The sequence below is a fragment of the Pseudomonas sp. GM102 genome (assembly GCF_000282555.1).
Taxonomy (GTDB): domain Bacteria; phylum Pseudomonadota; class Gammaproteobacteria; order Pseudomonadales; family Pseudomonadaceae; genus Aquipseudomonas.
In genome coordinates this window covers 1-23,141 of the sequence record NZ_AKJB01000083.1, presented here as the reverse complement: position 1 = coordinate 23,141, position 23,141 = coordinate 1, and the positions used below count along the sequence as shown (strand labels likewise).

At 54.2% G+C, this 23,141-nt stretch carries 23 protein-coding genes and 1 pseudogene; 10 read left to right on the top strand and 14 right to left on the bottom strand.

What is annotated here, in order from left to right:
• Positions 1 to 44: 44 nt before the first annotated feature.
• The 5 genes from PMI18_RS09335 to PMI18_RS09355 form a co-directional block, all read right to left on the bottom strand.
• On the bottom strand, positions 45 to 1,154 hold the full coding sequence (locus PMI18_RS09335; protein WP_007903527.1) for a hypothetical protein: 1,110 nt from the start codon (positions 1,152 to 1,154) through the stop codon (positions 45 to 47).
• Positions 1,144 to 1,761, bottom strand: coding sequence for a hypothetical protein (locus PMI18_RS09340; RefSeq protein ID WP_007903526.1), 618 nt, complete (start codon positions 1,759 to 1,761; stop codon positions 1,144 to 1,146). The genes PMI18_RS09335 and PMI18_RS09340 overlap by 11 nt, the downstream gene beginning before the upstream one ends.
• The gene (locus PMI18_RS09345) at positions 1,758 to 3,746 is read right to left on the bottom strand and encodes an AAA family ATPase (protein ID WP_007903521.1); all 1,989 of its coding nucleotides are present in this window, start codon (positions 3,744 to 3,746) and stop codon (positions 1,758 to 1,760) included. The genes PMI18_RS09340 and PMI18_RS09345 overlap by 4 nt, the downstream gene beginning before the upstream one ends.
• A gap of 6 nt (positions 3,747 to 3,752) precedes the next feature.
• Positions 3,753 to 5,096 (bottom strand): DNA methyltransferase, encoded by a 1,344-nt coding sequence (locus PMI18_RS30565; protein WP_007903515.1) that lies wholly within the window; start codon positions 5,094 to 5,096, stop codon positions 3,753 to 3,755.
• A gap of 1,106 nt (positions 5,097 to 6,202) precedes the next feature.
• Positions 6,203 to 7,102 carry a hypothetical protein gene (locus PMI18_RS09355; protein ID WP_007903514.1) on the bottom strand — a complete coding sequence of 300 codons (900 nt, stop codon included), beginning with the start codon at positions 7,100 to 7,102 and terminating at the stop codon, positions 6,203 to 6,205.
• Between the two features lie 346 nt (positions 7,103 to 7,448).
• On the opposite strand from PMI18_RS09355, the gene PMI18_RS09360 reads away from it, so the two are divergent.
• Positions 7,449 to 7,778, top strand: a complete 330-nt coding sequence (locus tag PMI18_RS09360; RefSeq protein WP_007903512.1) for a hypothetical protein — start codon at positions 7,449 to 7,451, stop codon at positions 7,776 to 7,778.
• Positions 7,779 to 7,926: 148 nt separating this feature from the next.
• Positions 7,927 to 8,427 carry a DUF3916 domain-containing protein gene (locus PMI18_RS09365; protein WP_007903511.1) on the top strand — a complete coding sequence of 167 codons (501 nt, stop codon included), beginning with the start codon at positions 7,927 to 7,929 and terminating at the stop codon, positions 8,425 to 8,427.
• Positions 8,428 to 8,591: 164 nt separating this feature from the next.
• Here PMI18_RS09365 and PMI18_RS09370 read toward each other — a convergent pair whose 3' ends face one another.
• The 4 genes from PMI18_RS09370 to PMI18_RS31745 all read right to left on the bottom strand — a co-directional run bounded on the left by PMI18_RS09370 (position 8,592) and on the right by PMI18_RS31745 (position 11,513).
• The gene (locus PMI18_RS09370) at positions 8,592 to 9,341 is read right to left on the bottom strand and encodes a tetratricopeptide repeat protein (protein WP_007903510.1); all 750 of its coding nucleotides are present in this window, start codon (positions 9,339 to 9,341) and stop codon (positions 8,592 to 8,594) included.
• A gap of 175 nt (positions 9,342 to 9,516) precedes the next feature.
• Positions 9,517 to 10,014 carry a DUF4411 family protein gene (locus PMI18_RS09375; RefSeq protein WP_007903508.1) on the bottom strand — a complete coding sequence of 166 codons (498 nt, stop codon included), beginning with the start codon at positions 10,012 to 10,014 and terminating at the stop codon, positions 9,517 to 9,519.
• The gene (locus tag PMI18_RS09380; protein WP_007903501.1) at positions 10,011 to 11,147 is read right to left on the bottom strand and encodes an ImmA/IrrE family metallo-endopeptidase; all 1,137 of its coding nucleotides are present in this window, start codon (positions 11,145 to 11,147) and stop codon (positions 10,011 to 10,013) included. The genes PMI18_RS09375 and PMI18_RS09380 overlap by 4 nt, the downstream gene beginning before the upstream one ends.
• 237 nt (positions 11,148 to 11,384) lie before the next feature.
• Positions 11,385 to 11,513, bottom strand: coding sequence for a hypothetical protein (locus PMI18_RS31745; RefSeq protein WP_274517920.1), 129 nt, complete (start codon positions 11,511 to 11,513; stop codon positions 11,385 to 11,387).
• Positions 11,514 to 11,875: 362 nt separating this feature from the next.
• On the opposite strand from PMI18_RS31745, the gene PMI18_RS09385 reads away from it, so the two are divergent.
• Positions 11,876 to 12,157, top strand: a complete 282-nt coding sequence (locus PMI18_RS09385) for a DUF3077 domain-containing protein (protein WP_007903498.1) — start codon at positions 11,876 to 11,878, stop codon at positions 12,155 to 12,157.
• 155 nt (positions 12,158 to 12,312) lie between these two features.
• Here PMI18_RS09385 and PMI18_RS30555 read toward each other — a convergent pair.
• Positions 12,313 to 12,435: pseudogene (locus PMI18_RS30555) on the bottom strand (PH domain-containing protein); the annotation flags it as partial.
• A 121-nt stretch (positions 12,436 to 12,556) separates the two neighbouring features.
• Here PMI18_RS30555 and PMI18_RS09390 point away from each other — a divergent pair.
• From PMI18_RS09390 to PMI18_RS09410, 5 genes are all read left to right on the top strand, one after another.
• Positions 12,557 to 12,934, top strand: coding sequence for a hypothetical protein (locus PMI18_RS09390; protein WP_007903488.1), 378 nt, complete (start codon positions 12,557 to 12,559; stop codon positions 12,932 to 12,934).
• Between the two features lie 339 nt (positions 12,935 to 13,273).
• Positions 13,274 to 13,750, top strand: coding sequence for a formate dehydrogenase subunit gamma (locus PMI18_RS09395; protein ID WP_007903487.1), 477 nt, complete (start codon positions 13,274 to 13,276; stop codon positions 13,748 to 13,750).
• Positions 13,747 to 15,309 carry a formate dehydrogenase beta subunit gene (locus tag PMI18_RS09400; RefSeq protein WP_007903486.1) on the top strand — a complete coding sequence of 521 codons (1,563 nt, stop codon included), beginning with the start codon at positions 13,747 to 13,749 and terminating at the stop codon, positions 15,307 to 15,309. The genes PMI18_RS09395 and PMI18_RS09400 overlap by 4 nt, the downstream gene beginning before the upstream one ends.
• Positions 15,306 to 18,188 carry a formate dehydrogenase subunit alpha gene (fdhF, locus tag PMI18_RS09405; protein ID WP_007903484.1) on the top strand — a complete coding sequence of 961 codons (2,883 nt, stop codon included), beginning with the start codon at positions 15,306 to 15,308 and terminating at the stop codon, positions 18,186 to 18,188. The genes PMI18_RS09400 and fdhF overlap by 4 nt, the downstream gene beginning before the upstream one ends.
• Positions 18,185 to 18,406: a formate dehydrogenase subunit delta gene (locus PMI18_RS09410; protein ID WP_007903483.1), complete on the top strand. Its 222-nt coding sequence runs from the start codon at positions 18,185 to 18,187 to the stop codon at positions 18,404 to 18,406. The genes fdhF and PMI18_RS09410 overlap by 4 nt, the downstream gene beginning before the upstream one ends.
• Positions 18,407 to 18,582: 176 nt before the next feature.
• On the opposite strand, the gene PMI18_RS09415 is transcribed toward PMI18_RS09410, so the two are convergent.
• The gene (locus PMI18_RS09415; RefSeq protein ID WP_007903482.1) at positions 18,583 to 19,935 is read right to left on the bottom strand and encodes a sensor histidine kinase; all 1,353 of its coding nucleotides are present in this window, start codon (positions 19,933 to 19,935) and stop codon (positions 18,583 to 18,585) included.
• On the bottom strand, positions 19,932 to 20,642 hold the full coding sequence (locus tag PMI18_RS09420; RefSeq protein ID WP_007903481.1) for a response regulator: 711 nt from the start codon (positions 20,640 to 20,642) through the stop codon (positions 19,932 to 19,934). Before PMI18_RS09420 ends, PMI18_RS09415 begins: the two co-directional genes overlap by 4 nt.
• Positions 20,643 to 20,808: 166 nt before the next feature.
• On the opposite strand from PMI18_RS09420, the gene PMI18_RS09425 reads away from it, so the two are divergent.
• Both PMI18_RS09425 and PMI18_RS09430 read left to right on the top strand, forming a co-directional pair.
• The gene (locus tag PMI18_RS09425) at positions 20,809 to 21,600 is read left to right on the top strand and encodes an MlaA family lipoprotein (RefSeq protein ID WP_007903480.1); all 792 of its coding nucleotides are present in this window, start codon (positions 20,809 to 20,811) and stop codon (positions 21,598 to 21,600) included.
• Complete coding sequence (locus PMI18_RS09430) at positions 21,590 to 21,865, top strand: hypothetical protein (RefSeq protein WP_007903470.1); 276 nt, start codon at positions 21,590 to 21,592, stop codon at positions 21,863 to 21,865. Before PMI18_RS09425 ends, PMI18_RS09430 begins: the two co-directional genes overlap by 11 nt.
• A gap of 95 nt (positions 21,866 to 21,960) precedes the next feature.
• Here PMI18_RS09430 and PMI18_RS09435 read toward each other — a convergent pair whose 3' ends face one another.
• Both PMI18_RS09435 and PMI18_RS09440 read right to left on the bottom strand, forming a co-directional pair.
• Entirely contained in the window at positions 21,961 to 22,314 is a 354-nt protein-coding gene (locus PMI18_RS09435) for a gamma-glutamylcyclotransferase family protein (RefSeq protein ID WP_007903468.1), read from the bottom strand.
• Between the two features lie 13 nt (positions 22,315 to 22,327).
• Positions 22,328 to 22,993 (bottom strand): M24 family metallopeptidase, encoded by a 666-nt coding sequence (locus PMI18_RS09440; protein ID WP_007903464.1) that lies wholly within the window; start codon positions 22,991 to 22,993, stop codon positions 22,328 to 22,330.
• Between the last annotated feature and the right edge of the window lie 148 nt (positions 22,994 to 23,141).

The window sequence follows — 23,141 nt, the reverse complement described above, 5'->3', positions numbered from 1 at the left end:
CCCTTCAATATCCTCAGATAAATCCTAGATACTGCTCCTTAACTTCATGCCAAAAAGTGGCTTTCGCGTGGGCGCATAAACATCCGAATTGCCGGCGCAAAATCTTCACGGTGGGCGGAGTAGTCTGGGGAAAAATCCAAGTCTACTGTTTCGAAATGTTGGGCATCGGATTTCGAAAGTCTGTCCTGTGCACCTTTCAACCCTTTGCGCCGGGCATCGAACACTACAAGATAACCTCGTGGCGCACTCTTATTGGAATGCCTCACTTCCCTATCCATGTAATCGGCGAGCTGCTTGGCTCCGTCCTGAGCGCGCGAGAGACTATATTCCGTATAGGTAGCGGAGGGAACATCTGATCTGGAAACTGCAACGGCTTTGCCAAGCCATTTAATTTCAATTAAAGCAGAAGCTCCAGACCCAAACCATTCGACGCGAATATCGACTGGTTTCGTTTCATCTGTGTTTTGCTCCGGACGAACGGTTGTATCTCTGGTTAAAAGTCTCAATGCGTGCGCAAGCGAGTCTCGCATGAGCGACTCAGGTTTATTCTTCAGTACTAGTCTCGGACCATCCACACCGCCTTCCCAGACATCTTTTAAAATACGACACTGAGACTCTAGAGCCATTTCTTTGGCGTAGATTTTGAAAGCATCTTCCAAGCTAGATTGCGTTGGTATCGCTAGATTACTAACGAGACACGACGACACCTTCGGCATATAACCCTGGTATTCCTTTGCTAGAATTTGCTCGGTATTTCGCTCAAATCTGTAAACAACTGATACATTCGCTAGGGACTTTAAATCAACATCAACCGCCAGCATCAACAGTCTAAAACTACCATCAGACACGGCTTCGATAAAAATATGATGCTGGTCTTTAACGTCCAGCAGCAGGGCACCCACTTCCTGAGCCGACTGAGCAGAAGAAAGTGATCCGAGAACCTCGATGACCGGAGAAAGAGGAGTAGAGGCAATACCTCTCACCACAGTTAAGGTGGCCTTAAGACGCTCTGGCGGACAGGTTTGATAAATCAATTTAACGACATTCAGAACCTCAAGTATGCATTGCTCGCCTACCTCACCAAACGCCTCACGAACATGTACTAAATACGCAGAACTCACAAGTGCTTGCACATTCTCAATATTAAACTTCATTTAGGTCGCCCTCGCCTCGCATGATCCTAGCGGACAACCAAATAACTGCGGGTGCTAATATATCCTTTGAGTCCTGAGTCAAGACACTTCTTACAATTTTATATTCGTCGTATAAAAGTGAGACATCATCCGGATTAAACAGATCACTCCTATGGCCTAAATCAATCGCTGACGCCATACCTGGCGACTGTGACACCGCGTGCCTGATCGAACCTATAGGCAACGCAAGAGCGCACTGCGTTGCAGCGTTAAATAATGCTCGGCGCTCGGAAAGAGACCGAAGCGTCAAGAGTTCCTGATACTCAGCCTCTATCTCTGGGAATCGTGGCTGCATGTATCCCTGATCATCAATGAGAATAAGACCAGATGAAACCAACAAAGCTCTTGCGTCTTCCAGTTGAACACTAAATGGGAACCCTTCAGTTGTCACGACGTAGCTGTAACCTAGATCTCCGAGCGGTCGCCCCTGGAAAAGCGACAAAATAGAACCAAGATACGAAAAAAGATGCAACTCGATAATCGACATCGGCAATAGAGAAGCCGGTGCATCAATCAATATACTAACTGCATCGCAGTAAGCTTCAGGAGAAAAATCGCTTCCATTCATTGTCCCAAAGCCTCATCAATCTTATCGTAGGCCGCAAGGAACAATTTTTCCTCGCTACGTTGCACGTCACTTAGATCCGTCCAGTCAGTCATCCTCACAACCTGCATACCTTTGAGTTGTTGAATTTCCGCCAAGCGAATCACCAGTTGCGAACTGCGCAGGTTCGCAGTCATTAAAATTACATTTCCGCTATCAACGAATTTTGCAAACATTGCCCCAGCACGCGCCTCGTATGCAATATCGAGTGAGCCTTCAGGAGTATCGATGAGCAATGTAGCAGGGCTATCAGACATAAATTCGGCAAGTGCCATCCGTAGCGCAATATCAATAAAGAAGCGCTGACTTTCAGACAGCTTATCCGGAGTTGATCTAAGCTGGTCATTCATACGCAAGCGCAATCCAAATCCAGAGTCGTTCACTCCCGTTCTATGCTCAAGTTCAACATCGATCGGCAAGCCAATGAACTCTTCTGCTAACTCGCGGAACCGGGGAACAAAATGTAATGCTCCAGCCTCATACTGGGACTTCAATTGTTTCTCATAGCCCCTGAGTTCGTCCCTGCATAGATCGCGTTTTCGGTAATGCTCTTTACTTTGCGCAAGAAACTCTAAGCGCTCGCGCTCTAACTTTTCAATCTGCTGTTGGATCGCGGAGAAACTACCTCCTGATTCAACTTTCGCGAGACTCAGAACCTCCTTTTCCTCAAAAATCCTGAGTGTCTCATGAGCCTGCGCCTCGCTTTCTTCAGCGGCACTTAACTCATCATTCAATCGCTTTCTACTTCTGAGGACTTCGCCAAGCTGATCGCGGATTTTTATAATTTCAGAATCTAACACCTGAAGCTGGTTGATATCTTCCCCAGCCGAGCTTTGTTCTATTCCACTATCACACAGAGGACAATGCTCAGATTCTAGTTTCCGTTGCAGCTGCGACGATACGTGACTTCCACCACATATTGCGCAACGGTCTTCAGATATCGTACTTCTAATAATAGGGTGATGTTCAACAGTTGAAGACGTTTTAAGCCGAGCTGAAAATACCCGCCTATATTCTACCTGTGCCTCGGTTAATGCAGCGCTCAAATCGGCCCAAGCTAAATCAATATCTCGCAACTCATTCTGCTTAGTGCGAACCCTACCTTCCGCCTGTTGGTGAAGCTCAAAAAGCCGTTCATGGCTGGTGCGCAATTCTGCCTCACTCGCAAAATCGGACTCATCGCGCCCACTTAGAACATCCATCAATTGCTTAATACGATCTGAAACGTGACGAGCTGAGAATCGAACGTTGCGCCCTCTCGAACTTTCTCGCTCCATATCGCGCTTTAGTTTATCTGCTGCCTTCGCTGCCTGGGGATCCGTTCCAAATGCCAAATAAAGTGCATTTGTCAGAGCCTGATCGTCCCACATCAACAAATGGCGTCCTTCATCGAAGGTTGCGAGAAAGTGCATCAAGAAGACAAATTGTGAAAAATCATCAAGCTTACATTGCCTGATCACTTCCAACTCATACTCTTCACAGAGAGCGTCATTATCGGAAAAATGATCCGTTAGATCTTGAATAGAGCCTGATATTTTATCCGTAACTACCAGTCTTCTAACGGATCGACCTTCAAATATACTGCGCTCAACTTCGATTACCGCGGCTGGCCACTCTAGAGTAACAGCGACACTTGCGCTATCTCTCGAGCCCTCCTTTATTCTCCCGCCAAAATAATCCTCAGTTCGATCAATTCGTGCCACGTCTTTTAGATAATCTTTCGCTGACTGAAACTTTCGAGCTGGATCTGGAATTCCTCCAGTCATTGCAAAATTCAGCGTATTAAGAAAGGTTGATTTACCTAATCCATTAGCACCCATTAGGCAAAATACAGGTTTCACTATGAAAACATCTGCATCTGGCTTATGGGTATACAGATCAAATCCACCCAAAACAACCCTTGTGATCTTGGGAAGTGTTACTTTTTTAAATTCATTACCTTTATTCATCGCGATCTATCCTTGAACCCGCTCAAATACCAAACAATGCTCAGAAAGCGAAAGACTACCGCCATGCTGAGAGCTATTGCGCATTGACCTCATAGCCTCATTTTGCACCAGCTTAAAGCTTAATCCCTCTACACATTCCGACAAAATTGTTGCAACATCAATATGCACGCCAGCATATTGACTATCACCGATAGCAACGATAGCGTGATGCCCGACCTTAAGAATTCTTTTCAGCTCAAAAAATATGGACCATAGATCATCGAAGTAGAAACGAATCATCTCCGGAATATTAACATTCCATAGTTCTCCGCGCTTCGCCTCTAGAGCCGCCACTGCTAAATCGAGGCTATCTGAGCGAACTTTAGAAATGGTAGACACCCACTTAGTCTGCACATGAGAGCGAAGCGTCTGACTACGCAGCGCTCTATTTTCGACAGACGACTCAAGATATCCGAGCATCCACAATTCCACATTATAAACATCGGTATAATCAAATGAATTTGGATATGGAGGTGAAAATATAGCTACGTCTGCCTGCATGACTAGCGAAAGCGCGCTGCGGGCATCTCCTTGGTGAAGAATGAAATTTGATTCGGGCAACCCAGAAAAACGAGCAATATCGGCTGCAGCAGTGTCAATCGCGGCATCCAAGCTTTTGATCAAGTCCGTTCCTGTTTTACTGCGAAGTTGCCAGTTCCTACGATACCTTCTGCCTTTTCCGTTTATAACGACATTACTGTTTTGAACTAGCACGCTTCCGAGCAGGACACGGAGCAGTCTGCTTTGATCAACGTCCATACTTCTTGACGCACGTAGGATAGCACGAGCAATTCCATAAATTTCTCGACTAAAGATATATCTCGAATTTTTCCCAGGCTCGACGAATGTAACTGGCATCCCGGCAGCCAAAACCTCATCTTCCGGAAGCACCTCAAGATTCGAAATCAATAATTCGTAATTCTTGCAGAACTCCGCAATGGGTACGCGCACCAGTTTTGACTTTATCAAATCGGCTAAAAATGGATTAACTTCTACACCTAAAGATTCGATCCCTAGCATTCTGCATGTTATCGCGGTAGTACCACTACCAGAAAAAGGATCGAGACATGTATTAACGGGATACGGAAGAGAACTCAGTGTATCTGCTACAAATTTTGGAGAGAAAGCTTCTTTGAAATGAAACCATCTTTGGAAAGGTAGCTCAGCAGCACCTTGATTTGTGGAAGTAGGAGCAGATTCTAAATACTGCATCAACCAACTTTCCGCGTCACGATTTCTAGAGGGAAAGCGGCTAATACGCTCCGAGTTTTTGACTGTATCTTGCAGAGTATTTGCCCAAAAACTGCTCATGTAGCGCCTCTATAACCATGACACGAGAGACCGGCTGGTTGTTCAATATAAAGAACCCAAGCACCGCCTAACGCAAAATAACCTGGAAATCTACATTAAAACTCAAAAAATCACAACAATACGGAAAGTATCACGCCGAATGGATTTGGCCTTTCGCGTTAGAAAGGTAATCAAGCCGAGATGGAAAGACCCGCTGAAACGATTGCTTAAACGCGGAATCTAGGTGCACTACCCAAGTTGGTCACGGGTAAAGCGCTGCAACGCCTGCATCTCCCTTCGCTCCCACAGCAGAACATCGCAATCGATAGATCTGTTCCCCCCATGACTCAAGACCGTAACGTCGCCTACAACCGGTCCTTTTCGACGCACAGCAAACTTAGAAGGCTGAGAATTGTCCCCGCGATTTGACGCGAAGCGTTACACCGTTCGTCTCTGTTACACCCAGATTCGAAAATCTCTAAGCCCAGGTAACACCGATTTTAACCATTAAATTCAATGACTTAGGCCATAACGTTACACCCGCTACACGAGTTACACTACATTTGGCGAGCATCTGCCCCCGCTCCCCATAAGAATTGAGTTCCACCAGCGAGGAGACACCAGCTGAAGCGGGGGCCCCTGAGTCAATCAGACACACACGGGGTCGGAAACCCGCCGGACTTTGTTAGCGGACAGGTGCCCAGCTTAGTGAACAGGTGAACCGGGTGAACACACTGTTCACCAGTGCAAATGCACAGTGTCCCGGAAAGACGCCGGGGACTCTGAGCAAATCTAAAAGACACGGGGCATAAAACCCGCGTGATCTTGGCAGTGGCTGATTTTTGTACATTGGTTGACAGGTTGACTTGGTTGACGGCCCAAGGTGTCCATAATCATCAACACAAAAGGCCATCGTTACCGCTGCGGTAACGATGGCCTTTTTTCAGCAGAATTCTTTCGATTTCAATGCCTGAAATTTCAGTAACTTTGAAATCCTCCCACTAACACAGTCCCGCGGGTTTCCGACCCCGTACTAAGAGAAAACCCTCAGGGTCCCCAGCGGTCTTTTCGGCTAGCGTGAGGTCGGATGATCAAGGTTTTCACTTCCATCGCACGTATGGTGATAGCTACGCCTCTAGCTCGCGCTTGCACAGACGAATGAATTCCTCATAGATTTGAACGAAGAGCAGAGCCTCTTTATTCAGAACCCGACCTTCCTCCCTCACCCAATCCGGCTTTGGACCAGCACTGCGCAGGTGGTCCGAATAAACTGAAATACGTCGCCCATCTCCCACCATCACCGTTTTTTCTGCGAAATGGTCGTTTAAGGTGTGAGCTGCCTCTTTTAAAGCGGCCAGTTGAGCTTGTAAATCAGGGTCTATAAATTCCTTTTCGGGTTGATCCCAGGTGTACGAAAACTCGGAGAGCGGCTCAATGGAGCGGCGGAAGAACGCCTGACCAAAGTCCTGATCACGTAGGAACCGTATCGTAGGATCGAAAGAGAGTGCAGATTGAAACTCCTGGAACAGCTTCTGATCGTGACTGAGCTCTCTCTTACCGCTTGAATCTCTGGGGCGCAAGGTTGGGTAATGCTGGAAAAGTCGAGACTCGTCTCGTGTGAGGTCAGCCCAAATGTCATTCCAGTACAAAATTACAACCTCGAAAGCCCCCTCCTTCTTCCGTTGAGTCGATATCTCTCGTACCGAACGCTGGACTGCCTTATCTGTCTCAGCCGTAGTCGCAACGTAAAGGCACGCCAACCGAGGTTGAAAATTCTCAGCCTTATCAACCTCGTCTTTAATCATTTTTATCGTAATGCCGGCCCAGGTGTTTTTACATTGGATGCCAACAAAACGTCCCTCATGATCACTACCGTAGATGTCCACACCATCTTGACGCTGCCCCTGACGGCCATGACGGGTGAAATCTGGATTGCTCCAACGATTCTTAGCAGCTGAGCAAACGATGTCCTCGAACTCATCCCATGACCGAGGAGGAGCTACACGTAAGTCTGGTAAAGTTGGCACCTAATCATCTCCATTTTTTTCGCCATACAGCAGGAAATCGAGTATAAGCCTCAGCCTATGGGAGCTCAGCAACACGATGTTTTTCAGTAGTTAAATGACAGAAGCAATGATCATGTATCCCTGCGTGTATCCCTAACTGCAAAAATAGTCTGCAAGCCACGTATTATATGGAACCCGACGGTCTCCCTCGGGCACCAAAATTAAGAAAGGTCTTGCTTTGCAAGGCCTTTTTTTTCGCCTGTAGGAAAGTGATCTCGCCCCGCCTGCCGAAGGCTGCGATCTTTTGATCTTGTCTTTCAACGCCGCAACCCGAAACCGCTCAGCCAACGAATCAAGGATTCACACAATGGAATTGCCACTGGAAACCGTTGCCCTTTTCGCCTTCAAGCTGGCTTATGAGACGGAAGGTGAAAGTCCGATTTTGCGGGATGATCCGATCATGAGTGATTATGAGCGGGAGGTGTTTGGGTTGTTGGTGCGGCGGGGTGATGTAGAGGGTATTCAGTTTAGAGTGGCGCACTGTATAGATTTGGCGCTGGACGCTATAGGCGGGGCTGATACGCCGCTAGGGCGAGAGCTGCAACGGTTGTCAGCTGATTTCAACAGTGCACAGACAACGGAGCAACTAAATGCCCCGCTCATTGCGCTTAAGGATTACTTGAAAGATATTCAGTGATCCATCGAGTTAGGGCTGGTTTGGCGCCCCTTTTACACCGACTGGTACTGGGTAGGGTTTTGGCTGATATGGAAATAAATCTGTCCACTTTGCCATTGCGCCGGTAGACAACAACGAAAGATTTTTTCTGCATCACAAGGACGTATCAATGCGGCAAATCGCCCTCAGCAACAAGCCACTCAAAGGTATTCCCCGCCGCCTTCGCGCTCTGGAAAGCTGGGCCTCCAGTTTTCGCGATGAGTTTCACCCGCGATCCGCGCACATGGAGTGCTACACACATTGGAAGATCCCGGTGCACGCAGCCCTGGTCCAAGGCCCTCAAGCCAGGATCGAAGTTCAGGCCTTCTGCATTCAGCAACTGCTCGAAGCCGCTAGCCACCTGTCCAACGCTGACGACCACTCACAGGGTTACTACCGGGTCGCTTGTCTGCTGGTGTGGCCATGGGTTCATCAGAGCGAGGTCACCCTCTTCTATGACCGGGACTATTATCTGGGTTTTCTCGGTGAAACCAACGCGCTTAAACCAGAGCGGATCAGTGATGTTCTTGCCCTGCACACTCCAGCGCATTTCATCGAGCACGGGCATGACGTAACACAACCTGACGATGAGGTCGCAGTACAGTGGTGGTGTATTGGGGAACCGGCCTGACGTGGAGAAAAGGGAGGACAAATTTTTTCTCTACACTAGAACTGACAGCAGGAAAAAATAAATCAAAAAATAAATCCGCCCCCTGTTTGTGTGATGAACAAACGCCACACCAACTACGTTGGATTTCGACTGTTTGCCAAATTTCGTGAACTGTCCGAAAACGGCTAAAACTCGACCCTGTGATAAACGCCTTCAGCCACCACATTATGACCAAAACCGCACCACTCACCTGTCGTGCGCTTTACAGTGAGCAGATCTTTTTTAAGGTCGAAGTCGTATACACAGTCGCCTTCATCATCTCCGCTCATGGCGTAATGAGCCTTGCCGTTATCAACCTCTAACACCGTTGAAAACTCACCCATATTGGGACCGTTATACATCGCCATCAGGCCAGCGTAATAACCCTGAAAATCAATTTTGTATTTCTGACCCTGCGGCTTGATAGTCATGGTGCTCCATAACGAAGCCCCGGCATATTGCCAATATTGCCCTTCTGACTTAGCAGACAGTTTCTCTACTGAGTTTTTTATATCGCCACTGAATTTTTCAAGGTTGAAAATCGACTTTTTGTCGCTTGGAAGAATATTCAGCCATGCCCGGGCCTTAAGGTAATTGCCTTCGTGTACATAGGTGAGAGCGACGTTATTGTAGGCCATCGCAACTGCCTCTTCGCCCAGCTGACAACTCTCCGACCAGCCGACCTGTCGCTCGTATTGCTCCCGAGCCTTGGCGTATTGCTTAAGCTTGTAATACTTTCCGCCCTCGGCGGAGTATTCACTAATTTTAAGACAGTTAGCCGTCGCCTCTTCCTCAGTAATGTCCGCATGAGCAAAAAACGGGGTAATAAAAATCAGTATGATCGCGTCAATTTTTATAAAGCGGCGCACTGAAGGATAGAAGTGCTGAATATCCATATTATTTTTCCTGTTAAAAACTTAAATCCCAAACGACGCAAAGGGTAGCGTTGTCGTGCGGGAGAAACAATTGCATAAAAAGGGGACAGGCCATCTGACCGAAAAGGGGCAGTTTTATTTCCATTCACCCTGCTAAACATTTCAAGCCCACACGATTTGAGCAAGCTACTTTTTTTCAAGCAGGCAACACAAACTTTGCTTCAAGCCTATGCAACAACTCGAACGTATTCAAAAAAGGAACATTCAGATCCTTACAAATATTGGGAATTATGAACTTTCGCTTAGCATCGAGATTTAGCACTTCATGAGTAACGACTGTAGCCCCTGTAGTCATTGCTTTCGCAATCAACCAAGGGTCAGCACCCGCTAAAAACTCTTCCATAGCGCCAACTTTCATCTTATGCGCTTGATCAGCTACAAATCCCGCAACCTGCGTGAATGCCAGTTGCGTAACCTGATCGGTGGTGGAGTGAAAGAAATCAGAATTGTCCTTCGCCCAACCCGCCAGATCGTCATGCCCTTTTGTTAGCTCATCCATGACAGGTGCAATGCTGGCTAAAACCAATGCTTTGTTCTTAAGTAGTAACCATTGCCAAAAGCCAGGACAGATAGCCATCCCGTAGTAACGGTTTTTTGCTTCGATCAGCGTGTTAGCGTCGAGTAAATGATTCATTCCGTAATCTTGTTGGCGAGAGTCCTTAATTTAGCAGGTTGCACGCCGAGCAAATTTCCCGCCTCGCGTAGCAGCATCCGGCCACTCATTGCTTCAGTCAGCACTGCCTTGCTTAGGCGAGGGCTGTTTTTCGCGGTGGCGTTACGGTAATAGTCACCCGCTCCACCTTTGTCATCCTGAAAAGCCTTGAGGATCATTCGATAGTAAGCGCTGTACTGTGCTTGGCTTATATAACCCAGATCAAGGGCGCGGCGACCGATAGCTAATTTACTAATGTGAAACCGAGTGGCAAGCGGAGCTAAATTGTCCTCCCAGTGAACATCTGCGCTCCACAGGGCGCGGAACTGGGCTTCGGGAGCCAGAAATTCACCTGCAACTGCATTGCAGAATCGTTCCTCGTCTCGACCATTAGCGGTGTCTCCGTCAGACACTCCACTGCTACCAATCCAGATATGGGCCAGCTCGTGAAGTAAGGTGAACAGCCGGGCGGTGGGTGCGTCGGAACTGTTGATGAATACAACGGGGGCGTAGGCATTACTGATGGCAAAGCCCCGAAACTCGCTAACTTCAAGTTTGCGATGAGTATTTCCTAGAGCAATGCCACTGCGCATAACCAAAATGCCAGCCGCTTCCGCAGCTTCGATCAAGACACGGCTATATTTGTCGTAATCCAATCGAGCAGCGTCAGGGTTCACGCCGAGCGTCCGGCGGATATCGTCCACCACCTCTGCGACTCGAGATCGGCTGTTGAAGCGACCGACAAATGCCAACGGCTGATGCTCCTGGTGTTGCAGATACTCCAGGTACCAATCCTGCTTACGTATGGTATCCCTGACGGTGTCCAACAACTCCAGACTGGGACGTTGAGGCGCAATCCCACCGACGGTCCGCAGATCAGGTAAAGGCAGTTGTTCGAAGGGCGGCTGCTGAAGAAACAAGAAGCCAAAAGGGATGTGAGCGAGACTCGCCCATTTTTGAGCCTGAAGGAATGTTGGCTTGCTCTCGCCAGCCTCCCACTCCTCTACCCGATCAGGTTTCACTGGCAGCTTTTTAGCAACCTGCTCAGTGGAGAGACCCGCACGCTCACGAGACCATGTGAGCAGGCTTGGATTGACAAAAGCGGCTTGGCTCATAGGGTCGCAGGCAATTCAGATGGGGCCGGGAAAAGTTCGAGAGCATCCTTGGCAGATGCATCCGACTGATGCTGGTTCCAGTTATCTGGCATCGCCTTTCTCCTTGGCTATTAATGGTCTGGTGGCTGCGTCTACAGATTAGTCGAGAAGCAGAGCTACCGACGGAAGAAGCACGCGAGTATGAGGTAAATACGCAACGACCCGAAGCGCAAATATGTAACCCGCAGACGGATGGCGTCACTTTGTTTCAACGCGTTTCATGACTGAAGTGCCGCTCGCCGCCGCGACTTCATAACCCGAGTTCACGCCGTGATCGACCAGATTATTACCCAGCGATTTGGAAGGTTGCAGGAACGAGATCTCCACGATACCCTCCCACCGTCGCTGCCAATTCAGCGACCGGGTGTGGAAACCCGTGTAATTCAAGGCGCAACAGCGCCCCCATCACGTCTGCCGGCGCTTTTTTTGTGTCTGCGGCGTGAGTTATGGCGGCTGTGCGTGGGACGTCTTCGGGCGTGCCGGTTTCCTTGATTCCCGGTTTTCCACCCTGCGCACAGCTGTCACCCATTCGTGTGGAAACGAATGTGGCAGCTTCACATATCAAGGAGTCTGATAATGCGCAGCATCAATCCGTATAAAATTTGGCTTTTCCCTCTACGCAATTCCCAATCGCGTAATACCCCACCGTCCACCCTCTCCCAACGCCTCTCCATCATCGGAGGTGGCAAATGACCGATCAACCAGAACTCAAAACCATCGGACTAACACCTGCCATTTACTGCTCCGATCAACCGCTGTTCCACGTCTCTAGCGGCGTTCCCCTCGGTGATGCGTTAGCCATGGCTTCTGATTTTCTGTTTCTCGCCAAGAAGCTGACCGAAGATGCTGCTTACGCTCAAGACACCGACCGCCACGCTTGGACTGCACATTATTTGACAGCGATGAGTAAGGCGGTGGTTGATGATGCAGTGAAAGTGCTTAAGCGGGATGGTTCTGATGCCAGTCGGTAAGGAATAAGGTCTGTGGGAGCGAAATGCTTGCGATGACGACAGTGCATTCAGCATTGATGTTGGCTGACCTGACGCTTTCGCGGGCAAGCCCGCTCCCACAGGGATTGCGCTTGACTGACAGGTATTTGTAGCCCCGAGATTGTCGGGGCTTTCGATCACTCAGCTCTCAGCAAATGCGGAGAAATCAGCTTCGAAAGCTCTATCATCGATGTCCTGCCGGTGAATTCAAACTTCACCTTCCCCTACGATGAAAAACAAATCTCCAACTCGGAATCCAACCCACATCAAACAACAATGCCCTTCAGCACAGAGCCACCAGTTTGATATCGTGCCTCCATCGCCTCATCTCATCAAAGAAACCGGCAGTTTCAGGGGCATTGTTAACAAGGAAAGGATTGAATGCAGCTAATCGGCATGTTGGTGTTCTTCGCTGCGACAGCGGGGATGTGGATTTGGGTGGTTAGGAACCGTGGCACTGTGAATCTGTGGCTCGCTAATCTGGCAGGTGCCGTGGGTAGTTTTATTGTCGGGATTGCGGTGCTGATTCTGTTCAACAGATGGTTTGTCCCCGGAGGAAACTCGGCCCGGGGCGTTGTATTCATGTTCTATACAATGATGGCGATTTCAGGTGCCTTTGTCGGAACCTGGCTTCTGGTGATCGCCCGGTTCAAGCAGTCTGAATACCCCGTCGTCCGTCATTTGATCGCCGGAGCGTGCAGTGTGTTGGCGGCACTGACCACGGTGGTGTTGTGGGTGATGATCCTTCCCGCCAAGTGAGTATTTTGGTGCCCCTCCCATCGCGCTCAAGGGTTACCTGCAAAGTACTCAGTGAGCGAACGCCTCGACCTGCACTCTTCTAGACTTAACAGGTAGTCGCAGACAGAATCGAACACGTCGCTTTGGTGCTGATGAATCAAAGGCAGCGTGGCAAGCTGCCTTAATGCCCTATAAAAGGTGCGGCAAAGACCGCACCGGGCCCAACAAGATGCCCGCTCAGGGTGCCCTGGCCAACGGCCTGAAAATGCCACGATACCGTGACGTGGTGTGAGTGCCGCAGCCGACACTTTCGGACGACCGACAACCCTCTGGTTTGTCCGTGACCGTGAGGAATGCTGAATGCCTGATGAGATGTTGCAATTGCCTATGGTCAACAGCGTGCTGGAGCGCCACAAGGGCTCTGCTGGTGCACTGTTGCCGATTCTTCATGAGATTCAGGAGGGCATCGGTTACATCCCCGATGCCGCCATCCCCGAGATTGCCCACGCGCTGAACCTGAGTCAGGCCGAGGTTCGGGGGGTGATCAGCTTTTACCATGACTTCCGTACTGCGCCGCCGGCCCGGCATATCCTGCGACTGTGCCGGGCTGAATCCTGCAAGAGTCGCGGTGCCGAGCAGCTCGCGGCGCAGTTGCGCGAACGTCTGCAACTGGATGATCACGGCAGTAGCGCCGACGGCCGCATCAGTCTGCGTCCGGTGTATTGCCTCGGCGCTTGCGCCTGCTCGCCCGCATTGGAATTGGATGGCCGGGTGCATGCGCGGCTTAGTGCTGAGCGTCTGGATGCCTTGCTCGACGCTTGCCGGGAGGATGCATGATGCCGCGCCTCTATCTGCCCTGTGATTCTCTTGCCCGTGCCGTGGGCGCCGATGAAGTCGCCGTGGCCCTTGCCACTCAGGCCCGGGAACGCAATCTGCCGCTGGACCTGCAACGCACCAGTTCGCGCGGCCTGTACTGGCTGGAACCGCTGCTGGAAGTGGACAGCCCGCAAGGCCGTATCGGCTTCGGTCCGCTGACCGCGGCCGATGTGCCGTCGCTGCTCGATGCGCTGCAAGGCGAGTCATCCGACCATCCGCTGGCCTTAGGGCTGGTGGAAGAGTTGCCTTATCTGAAGACTCAACAACGCCTGCTGTTCGCCCGCGCCGGCATTACACGGCCGTTGTCCCTGGATGATTACCGGGCCCACGGTGGCTTCGAGGGTTTGACCCGGGCCACCGCAATGGGCGGCGAACAGACCGCGACGGAAGTGTTCGATTCAGGCCTGCGCGGCCGTGGCGGCGCGGCCTTCCCGGCCGGGATCAAATGGCGCACGGTGCGCGCTACCGAAGCTGCGCAAAAGTACATTGTGTGCAACGCCGACGAAGGCGACTCCGGCACATTTGCCGACCGCATGTTGATGGAAGGCGACCCCTTTCTGCTGATCGAAGGCATGGCCATTGCCGGCATCACCGTCGGCGCCACTTACGGCTACATCTATGTGCGCTCGGAATATCCAGACGCCGTGGCCACACTGCGCCAGGCGCTGAACCTGGCGCGGGCCGCCGGTTACCTCGGGGCCAATGTCGGCGGCAGCGGCCAGGCCTTCGATATGGAAGTGCGGGTCGGTGCCGGCGCTTACATTTGCGGTGAGGAAACTGCGCTGCTGGACTCGCTTGAAGGCAAGCGCGGAATTGTCCGCGCCAAGCCACCGATCCCCGCCTTGAAGGGGCTGTTTGGCCTACCGACCCTGGTGCACAACGTGCTGACCCTCGCTTCGGTGCCGCTGATTCTGGCCAAGGGTGCGCAGTTCTATCGCGATTACGGCATGGGCCGCTCCCTCGGCACGATGCCCTTCCAACTGGCAGGCAATATTCGTCAGGGTGGTTTGGTGGAACGGGCCTTTGGCCTGACGTTGCGGGAACTGGTGGAAGACTACGGCGGTGGTACCGCCAGTGGCCGGCCGCTCAAGGCTGCCCAAGTCGGTGGTCCGCTCGGCGCCTGGGTGCCACCTTCGCAATTCGACACGCCGCTGGACTACGAAGCCTTTGCCGCCATCGGCGCCATGCTCGGTCACGGCGGCGTGGTGGTGGCTGACGACAGCCTGGACATGGCTCATATGGCGCGTTTCGCCATGCAGTTCTGCGCCGAGGAATCCTGTGGTAAATGCACACCGTGCCGCATCGGCTCGACCCGTGGTGCGGAGGTGATCGACCGGCTGCTGGCCGCACCTGATCAAAGTGGTCGCGATGAACAGGTGATCATCCTCAAGGACCTGTGCGACACCCTGCAATACGGTTCGCTGTGCGCGTTGGGCGGCATGGTTTCCTTTCCGGTCGCCAGCGCCCTCAAGTACTTCCCCGCCGACTTCGGTCTGCAAGCCTCGGAGGCCGACCAATGATCACTCTCTTCGACCCGAAAACCGATATCGATCTTGGAACGCCGGCCCGCGACAGCCAGGTGCAAGTCACCGTGAACATAGACGGCCGCAGCATCAGCGTGCCCGAAGGCACCTCGGTGATGCGCGCCGCCGCGCTGCTGGGCACCACCATTCCGAAACTGTGCGCCACCGACAGCCTGGAAGCCTTCGGCTCCTGCCGCATGTGCCTGGTGGAGATCGACGGCATGCGCGGCTACCCCGCGTCCTGCACCACGCCGGTCAGCGAAGGCATGAGCGTGCACACCCAGACGCCGAAGCTCGCCACCCTACGCCGTAACGTCATGGAGTTGTACATCTCCGATCACCCGCTGGACTGCCTGACCTGCTCGGCCAATGGCAACTGCGAGCTGCAAACCGTGGCCGGACAGGTCGGTCTGCGGGAGGTGCGTTACGGCTATGAAGGCGAGAACCATCTGGCCGACGTGAAGGACACTTCCAACCCCTACTTCGACTACGACCCAAGCAAGTGTATCGTCTGCAACCGTTGCGTGCGCGCCTGCGAAGAAACCCAGGGCACCTTTGCCCTGACCATTACCGGACGCGGTTTCGAATCCCGGGTTGAGGCCGCCGGGGGCGAGAACTTCCTCGATTCGGAATGCGTGTCCTGCGGTGCTTGTGTGCAAGCCTGCCCGACCGCGACGCTGATGGAAAAAAGCGTGGTCGAATTGGGCCAGCCCGAACGTAGCGTGATCACCACTTGCGCCTATTGCGGTGTGGGCTGTTCGTTCCGCGCCGAGATGAAAGGCGACCAACTGGTGCGCATGGTTCCAGACAAGAACGGCCAGGCCAACCACGGCCACTCCTGCGTCAAAGGTCGCTTTGCCTGGGGCTACGCCACCCACCCGGATCGCATCACCAAACCGATGATCCGCCAGCATATAAACGACCCTTGGCAAGAAGTCAGCTGGGATGAAGCGGTGACCTACGCCGCCAGCGAATTCCGTCGGTTGCAGCAAAAATATGGCCGCGATTCCATTGGTGGCATCACCTCCAGCCGGTGCACCAATGAAGAAACCTATCTGGTGCAAAAACTGGTGCGCGCCGCGTTCGGCAACAACAACGTCGACACCTGTGCGCGGGTCTGCCACTCGCCAACCGGCTATGGCCTGAAACAAACCTTGGGCGAGTCCGCCGGCACCCAGAGTTTCGACTCGGTGATGCAGGCCGACGTGATTCTGGTGATGGGTGCCAACCCCAGCGACGCCCACCCGGTGTTCGCCTCCCAACTCAAACGCCGCTTGCGTGAAGGCGCGCGGCTGATTGTCATCGACCCTCGACGCATTGATCTGGTGGACTCAGTGCATGCCCGCGCCGAACTGCACCTGGCCCTGCGTCCGGGCACCAACGTTGCCATGCTCAACGCCTTGGCCCACGTCATCGTCACCGAAGGCCTGCTCAATCAGCCCTTCATCGACGCCCGTTGCGAAGGAACGGATTTCGCCCACTGGAGCGAGTTCGTCAGCCGCGCGGAAAACTCGCCGGAAGTCCTCGGCGCCATCTGCGGTGTAGAACCTGCCGACATCCGCGCCGCCGCTCGCCTGTATGCCACTGGCGGCAATGCCGCGATCTATTACGGTCTGGGCGTCACCGAGCACAGCCAGGGCAGCACCGCCGTCATGGGTATCGCCAACCTGGCCATGGCCACCGGCAACATCGGCCGCGAAGGCGTGGGCGTGAACCCGCTGCGTGGGCAGAACAACGTTCAGGGTTCCTGCGACATGGGCTCCTTCCCCCACGAGCTGCCCGGCTACCGGCACATCTCCAACGAAGTGGTGCGGACGCAGTTCGAACAGGCGTGGAACGTCACTCTGCAACCCGACCCGGGCCTGCGCATTCCCAACATGTTCGAGGCGGCCTTGGGCGGCAGCTTCAAGGGCTTGTATTGCCAGGGCGAAGACATCGCCCAGAGCGACCCGAATACCCAGCACGTCACCGCGGCGCTGTCGGCCATGGAATGCGTGGTGGTGCAGGACATCTTCCTCAACGAAACCGCCAAGTTCGCCCACGTGTTCCTGCCGGGCAGTTCGTTCCTGGAAAAAGACGGCACCTTCACCAACGCCGAGCGACGCATCTCCCGGGTGCGCAAGGTCATGGAGCCGCTGGGCGGCAAGGCCGACTGGGAAGGCACGGTGGCCTTGGCCAACGCTCTGGGCTACCCGATGAACTACCAGCATCCATCAGAAATCATGGATGAAATCGCCAGCCTGACGCCGACCTTCACCAACGTCAGCTACACCGAACTGGACCGCCACGGCAGCCTGCAATGGCCGTGCAACGCCGCGGCACCGGACGGCACGCCGACCATGCACATCGAGGAATTCGTGCGCGGCAAGGGGCGCTTCATGCTCACCGGCTACGTGCCCACCGAGGAAAAGGTCAACAATCGCTATCCGCTCCTGCTGACCACCGGGCGCATCCTCAGCCAGTACAACGTCGGCGCCCAGACCCGGCGTACCGACAACGTCGCCTGGCACGACGAAGACCGCCTGGAAATCCACCCGACCGACGCCGAGAGCCGTGGCATCAACGAAGGCGACTGGGTCGGCATCGGCAGCCGCGCCGGCCAGACCGTGCTGCGTGCGCGGGTCACCGAACGGGTCGCCCCGGGCGTGGTGTACACCACGTTCCACTTCCCTGAATCAGGGGCCAACGTGATCACCACCGATAACTCCGACTGGGCCACCAACTGTCCGGAGTACAAGGTCACGGCCGTGGAAGTCAGCCGCGTCTACCACCCTTCCGAGTGGCAAAAACGCTATCAGGAATTCAGTGACAACCAACAACGCTTGCTCGACGAACGCCGTCAGGCGCGTGGCACTAAAGCCGAGGTACGCCGATGAGCACTGAAAACCTGATCAAAATGGTCAACCAGATCGCCCAGTACTTCGCCACCCAACCGGACCAGCAACAGGCCGTGCTCGGCGTGCGTAATCACCTGCAGATGTACTGGACGCCCGGCATGCGCAAGGAGTTGTTGGCCTGGCAAACGGAGCATCAGGGAGCAGATTTGCACCCACTGGCGCAGGCTGCGGTCAGTGGGGCGGGCTGGGAGGCTTAGGTTCACACGATCCTTGGGGAGGATTGCCCCTTGCCCTGTTGACTGAAAAATGTGGCGAGGGAGCTTGCTCCCGCCGGACTGCGCAGCAGTCCCTTCTTTGGGGCCGCTTCGCGACCCAACGGGAGCAAGCTCCCTCGCCACAGGTTTCTGATCATTTCGAGGCGAGTCTTTCGGGACTAATGCACCGGCAACACCACCAACGCCTCCAACCCGCCCATCGACCGATTACGCAGTGTCAGGTTGCCTCCGTGCTCGAGCACAATCGCCCGCGCCGCCGACAACCCCAAACCAACACCCCCCGTGCTTTTGTTGCGCGAGCCTTCCATCCGGAAGAACGGCACAAACACTTGTTCAAGGCAGGTATCTGGTATGCCCGGCCCACGATCCAGTACTTTTATCCGCACCTGACCGGCGCTCGGGTTCAGCTCAATCCCCGGCTCACTGCCGTACTTGATAGCGTTGTCGAGCAAGTTGGTAATCACCCGTTTAAGCCCCAACGGGCGCCCGAAATACACCCACCGCAGCGGCCCACTGAACGTAATGTCGACTCCCTGATCCCGATAATCATCAAGCAACGTTTGCAGCAGTTCCGCCAGATCAAACTGGGTCGCCGGTTCAAGCCGCGCATCATCACGAAAGAACTCCAACGCCGAGTTGATCATCGCCTGCATTTCATCCACGTCACGAAATAGCCGTTGCTGTTGCTCGTTGTCTTCGATGAATTCGCCTCGCAAGCGCATCCGCGTCAAGGGCGCGCGCAGGTCATGGGAGATGGCGGCGAGCATTTGCGTACGGTCGCGGATGAAGTGCTGTAACTGGGCTTGCATGGCATTGAACGCGAGAATGGCCTGGCGGATTTCGTGGGGGCCGAGCGGTTCGATCGGTGGTGCGCGGAAGTCCACGCCGAAGCGCCGGGCGCCTTCGGCGAAACGCTGCAAAGGTGTGGCGAGGCGTCGGGTGGCGATCAGTGCGACCAGTGCGGTGGAGATCAGCACCAGCAGGATGACGATCAGGTAGCGTGGCGCTTCGTCGAGCCCCCAACTGCGCGAGGGCGCGGAGAACATCAGCCATGATGAATCCGATAGCTCGATTAGCAGCGCGTAATGCGCGTCTTCCGTGTGCTCCGTCCAGTCGGCCGGTTCATAGGCTTCGATGCGCCGGTCAGGGGCTCTGAGCATCGGCTGCAGGATGGTTGAGCCAATGCCGGACTTCGGATCGTCCACTGTCGGCAGGTTGAGATCGTGTCGGTCAGGGTGCCAAGTGACAGTGAAGCCGTTCTCGTTGGCGGCTTGTGCCAATGGGTTGCGCAATGGCGCTGGGGCGGCCTCGATGACACGGGTGATGGCGGCGGCTTTTTCCAGCAGGCCGATTTCGGTCAACGGCGGGCGGGCCCACACCCCGGCCAGCTGGATAAACAACCCGTTGAGCGCCAGTGAAATGAGCATGGCCAGGATGATCGTCAACGCGATCCAGCGCGCAACCGTATCTTGCGGCCAGTCTCGGGCGCGAATCCGCTTCAACCAGCTCATCGCCGCGTCACGCTGGGAGTGAACAGGTAACCGCCGTTGCGCACGGTACGAATCATCGCCGGTCGCTTGGTGTCGGACTCGAGTTTGCGTCGCAGGCGGCTGACCTGAACGTCGATGCTGCGATCGAACGCGTCATGGCAATGCCCGCGCGCCAGGTCCAGCAATTGCTCGCGGGTGAGAATGCGCTGGGGGTGTTCGACGAAGACCAGCAGCAGGTCAAACTCACCGGCCGACAGCGGGATCATCACGTTGTCCGGCGAGCGAAGTTCACGACGGGTGACGTCCAGATGCCAGTCGGCAAAATCAATCAGTGGCCGTGGCCGCTCTTGCGGAACCGGACGACGCTCGTCCAAGCGACGCAGCACAGCACGCACTCGGGCCAGCAGTTCACGGGCGTCGAAGGGTTTGGTCAGATAATCATCGGCGCCCAGCTCCAGGCCGACCACCCGATCACTGAGTTCACCCATGGCGGTCAGCATGATCACTGGTATTGCGTATCGAATCCGCAGTTGCTGACACAGGATCAGCCCGCTGTCGCCGGGCAACATCACGTCCAGAATGATCAGGTCCGGCGTCTGGCGCTCTATGGCCGCCCATAGCGACACGCCGTCTGTGGCGACCTCGACGCTGTAGCCGTGCTGCACGAAGAATTTTTTCAGTAGATCGAGGACTTCAAGGTCGTCGTCCACAATTAAAAGGCTGTTCACCGAAGGTCACTTAAGGGGCGAATGGAACCGCCATCTAAAACCATTCACGGCCGCTAGTCATATATTTCAACTCTGCAATAAAACATCAGCACCGTAATAAACCAGACATCTTTGCGCAAGGCTTGGGGCTCAGCATCACGGCGAACTCCTCCTGAGACTTGCGTCCATGTTGCCTTTCAAGTGTGCTCCCTGGCTGGCCCGCAACACCTCAATTGCCGTGTTGGCCGCAGGGCTGACGGGTTGCAGCAGCCAGCCGCCGTCCACCACCGACGTGGCCTGTGCCGACATCGCCTATTCGGTGTACGACCCAGCGGAACCGTTCAATCGTGGTGTCTTCGCGTTTAACCGGGTGGTTGATGATTACGCCCTGGCGCCGGTCGCGCGCGGCTACCGCTACACGCCGGATTTTTTCCAGACCGGTGTGCATAACTTTGTGGCGAACTTCGGCGAGCCCAAGGTTTTTATCAATGACCTGCTGCAAGGCAACCCTATGCGCTCGGTCAATACCTTGGGACGTTTCGCGCTCAATACCACGGTAGGGGTGGTGGGTTTGATCGACGTCTCCGGCATGGCCGGTATCCCGCGCCACGACGCGGACTTCGGCCAGACCTTCGGCGTGTGGGGTATCGGCAACGGTCCGATTATCGAGTTGCCATTGCTCGGGACCTCCAACAGTCGCGACGCCGCCGGGCGCGTGCTCGGTTTTGTGGTCGATCCGTTCGGCAGCAATAGCGATACCGTGGACACGCTGTCCACTATCAGCACTGTCGGCGGCATCGTCGATGGCCGGGCAGAAGCCTTGCCGCTGACCGATAGCCTGCAAAAACTGCCGGACTATTACAGCGCGTTGCGTAATGTGGTCGCCGAGCATCGTGCCGCTTACGTGGCCGAAGGTAAACAAGGCTCGCCAGACAACACCACTACTCAATGCACAGGAGCACCGGCCGATGGGTTCTGAAAGCAATAGCCTGACTCTGCAGCAACGGGTGATCCGGGATGATCCGACCAATCTGCACTGTCGGGAAATCACCCTGCGCCTGTCACCGGACTGTCGCCAACTGGTACTCACCCGCTACACCGAACACTACGGCCCGGCGTTGGTACGCTGGATAGAGCGCAGCCATACGGTGTCGGTGGCCGAACTGTTTCGTTGGCTCGTGGCTAATGGTGAGGCGGGGGGTCATGCGAGCGAGCAGCCAGTCGGCGTCTTGATTTCAGGGTGATGATACGGAGGATGGAAGTCTTCCGGTCGTCATCCCGCCCGAAGCCTGCAGCGATACGAGACAAATCATTTTCCCCTTGCGGCAGCCCTTAGCGATCAGGCTTGCACATAAACCCAGGCGCTGATGCCGGACTTGAGGATCACACTGACGCGTTTATAGTCCGCCACCTCGTATTCGTCGGCCGAGACCAGCTCTTGGGCCGTGATCTCGAAAACAGTGCCGGCGATCTCGTCCGACAGGTCGCCACTCTCCTGCACGATGGGATGATGGGTTTTCCCGCTCGTGGCCAGCACCGCCGGATCGGTGATCTCGACCAGGTTCTGCTTGTAGCCTGGCAGGCTGTCCAGACGCCCTTTCAACTCGCGCCCAAAGGTAGACAACTGGACTGCCTGATCCTGCAAGGTACCGTAGGAGAACAGCAGAACCGGTTGCTCTGTTTGGTTAGGCATGAGGTTTCCTCGGTCAGATAAGCAAATCTTCGTAGAACGCTCCGAAAGGGCGCTCCGGGTGGGCGATCTGGATTTCCAGAATCCATAGGCCGGTTGTTGGGCATTTGTCTAAATCCCCGAGGTCGCCGCCACGGTGAATCGCATGAGGAAAATCGCAGACTCTGTGGCCTTTGATGTCCAGATTGAGCTTCCACCCCATGGCTTGCGCCTGGCTGGCCGCATAGCTGTAAAGCTCCATGCCGGAAACCCGATCGCTGTGCCAAAAGCCTTCGACCCGATTGAAAAGCTCCCGGGCGGCCGCGGCACAGGCGATCATTTCCGAATCGGAACCCGTGGTGAAAGTCGCCCCGGCATCACCTTCGTGCCCTTGCCAGACTGCGCCCATGTCGACGAAGAAAATATCTTCGTCACTCAGTTCAGGATCGCCATCGGAGCGCTGTTTGAACGTCTTGAGTGTGTTGGTGCCAAAGCGGATCAGCAGTGGATGCCAGATTCGATCCATGCCCAGTTCGGACAGGATCTGTTTGCCTCGCAACTGGGCCTCTGACTCGCGCATACCTGGAGAAACAGCCCGAGCGATCTGTTCGATGGCCTTCCAGGTCATCTGCTGGGCGTGGCGCATCGTTTCCAGCGTGTAACGCTCGCCTACTGCCTCTTTGCCGCTCAGGACCATTGTCATCAGTCATTCCTTTATAAGAAAGCACAGGCTCACGCGCTATATAGTTTTATATATTGCGATATTCAATAATAAAAATATAGCCATGACCCTGACTTCAATTCATCGCCATGACGCCTGAGCGAGACAGTGACAGCCGGAAGCGGTCCGA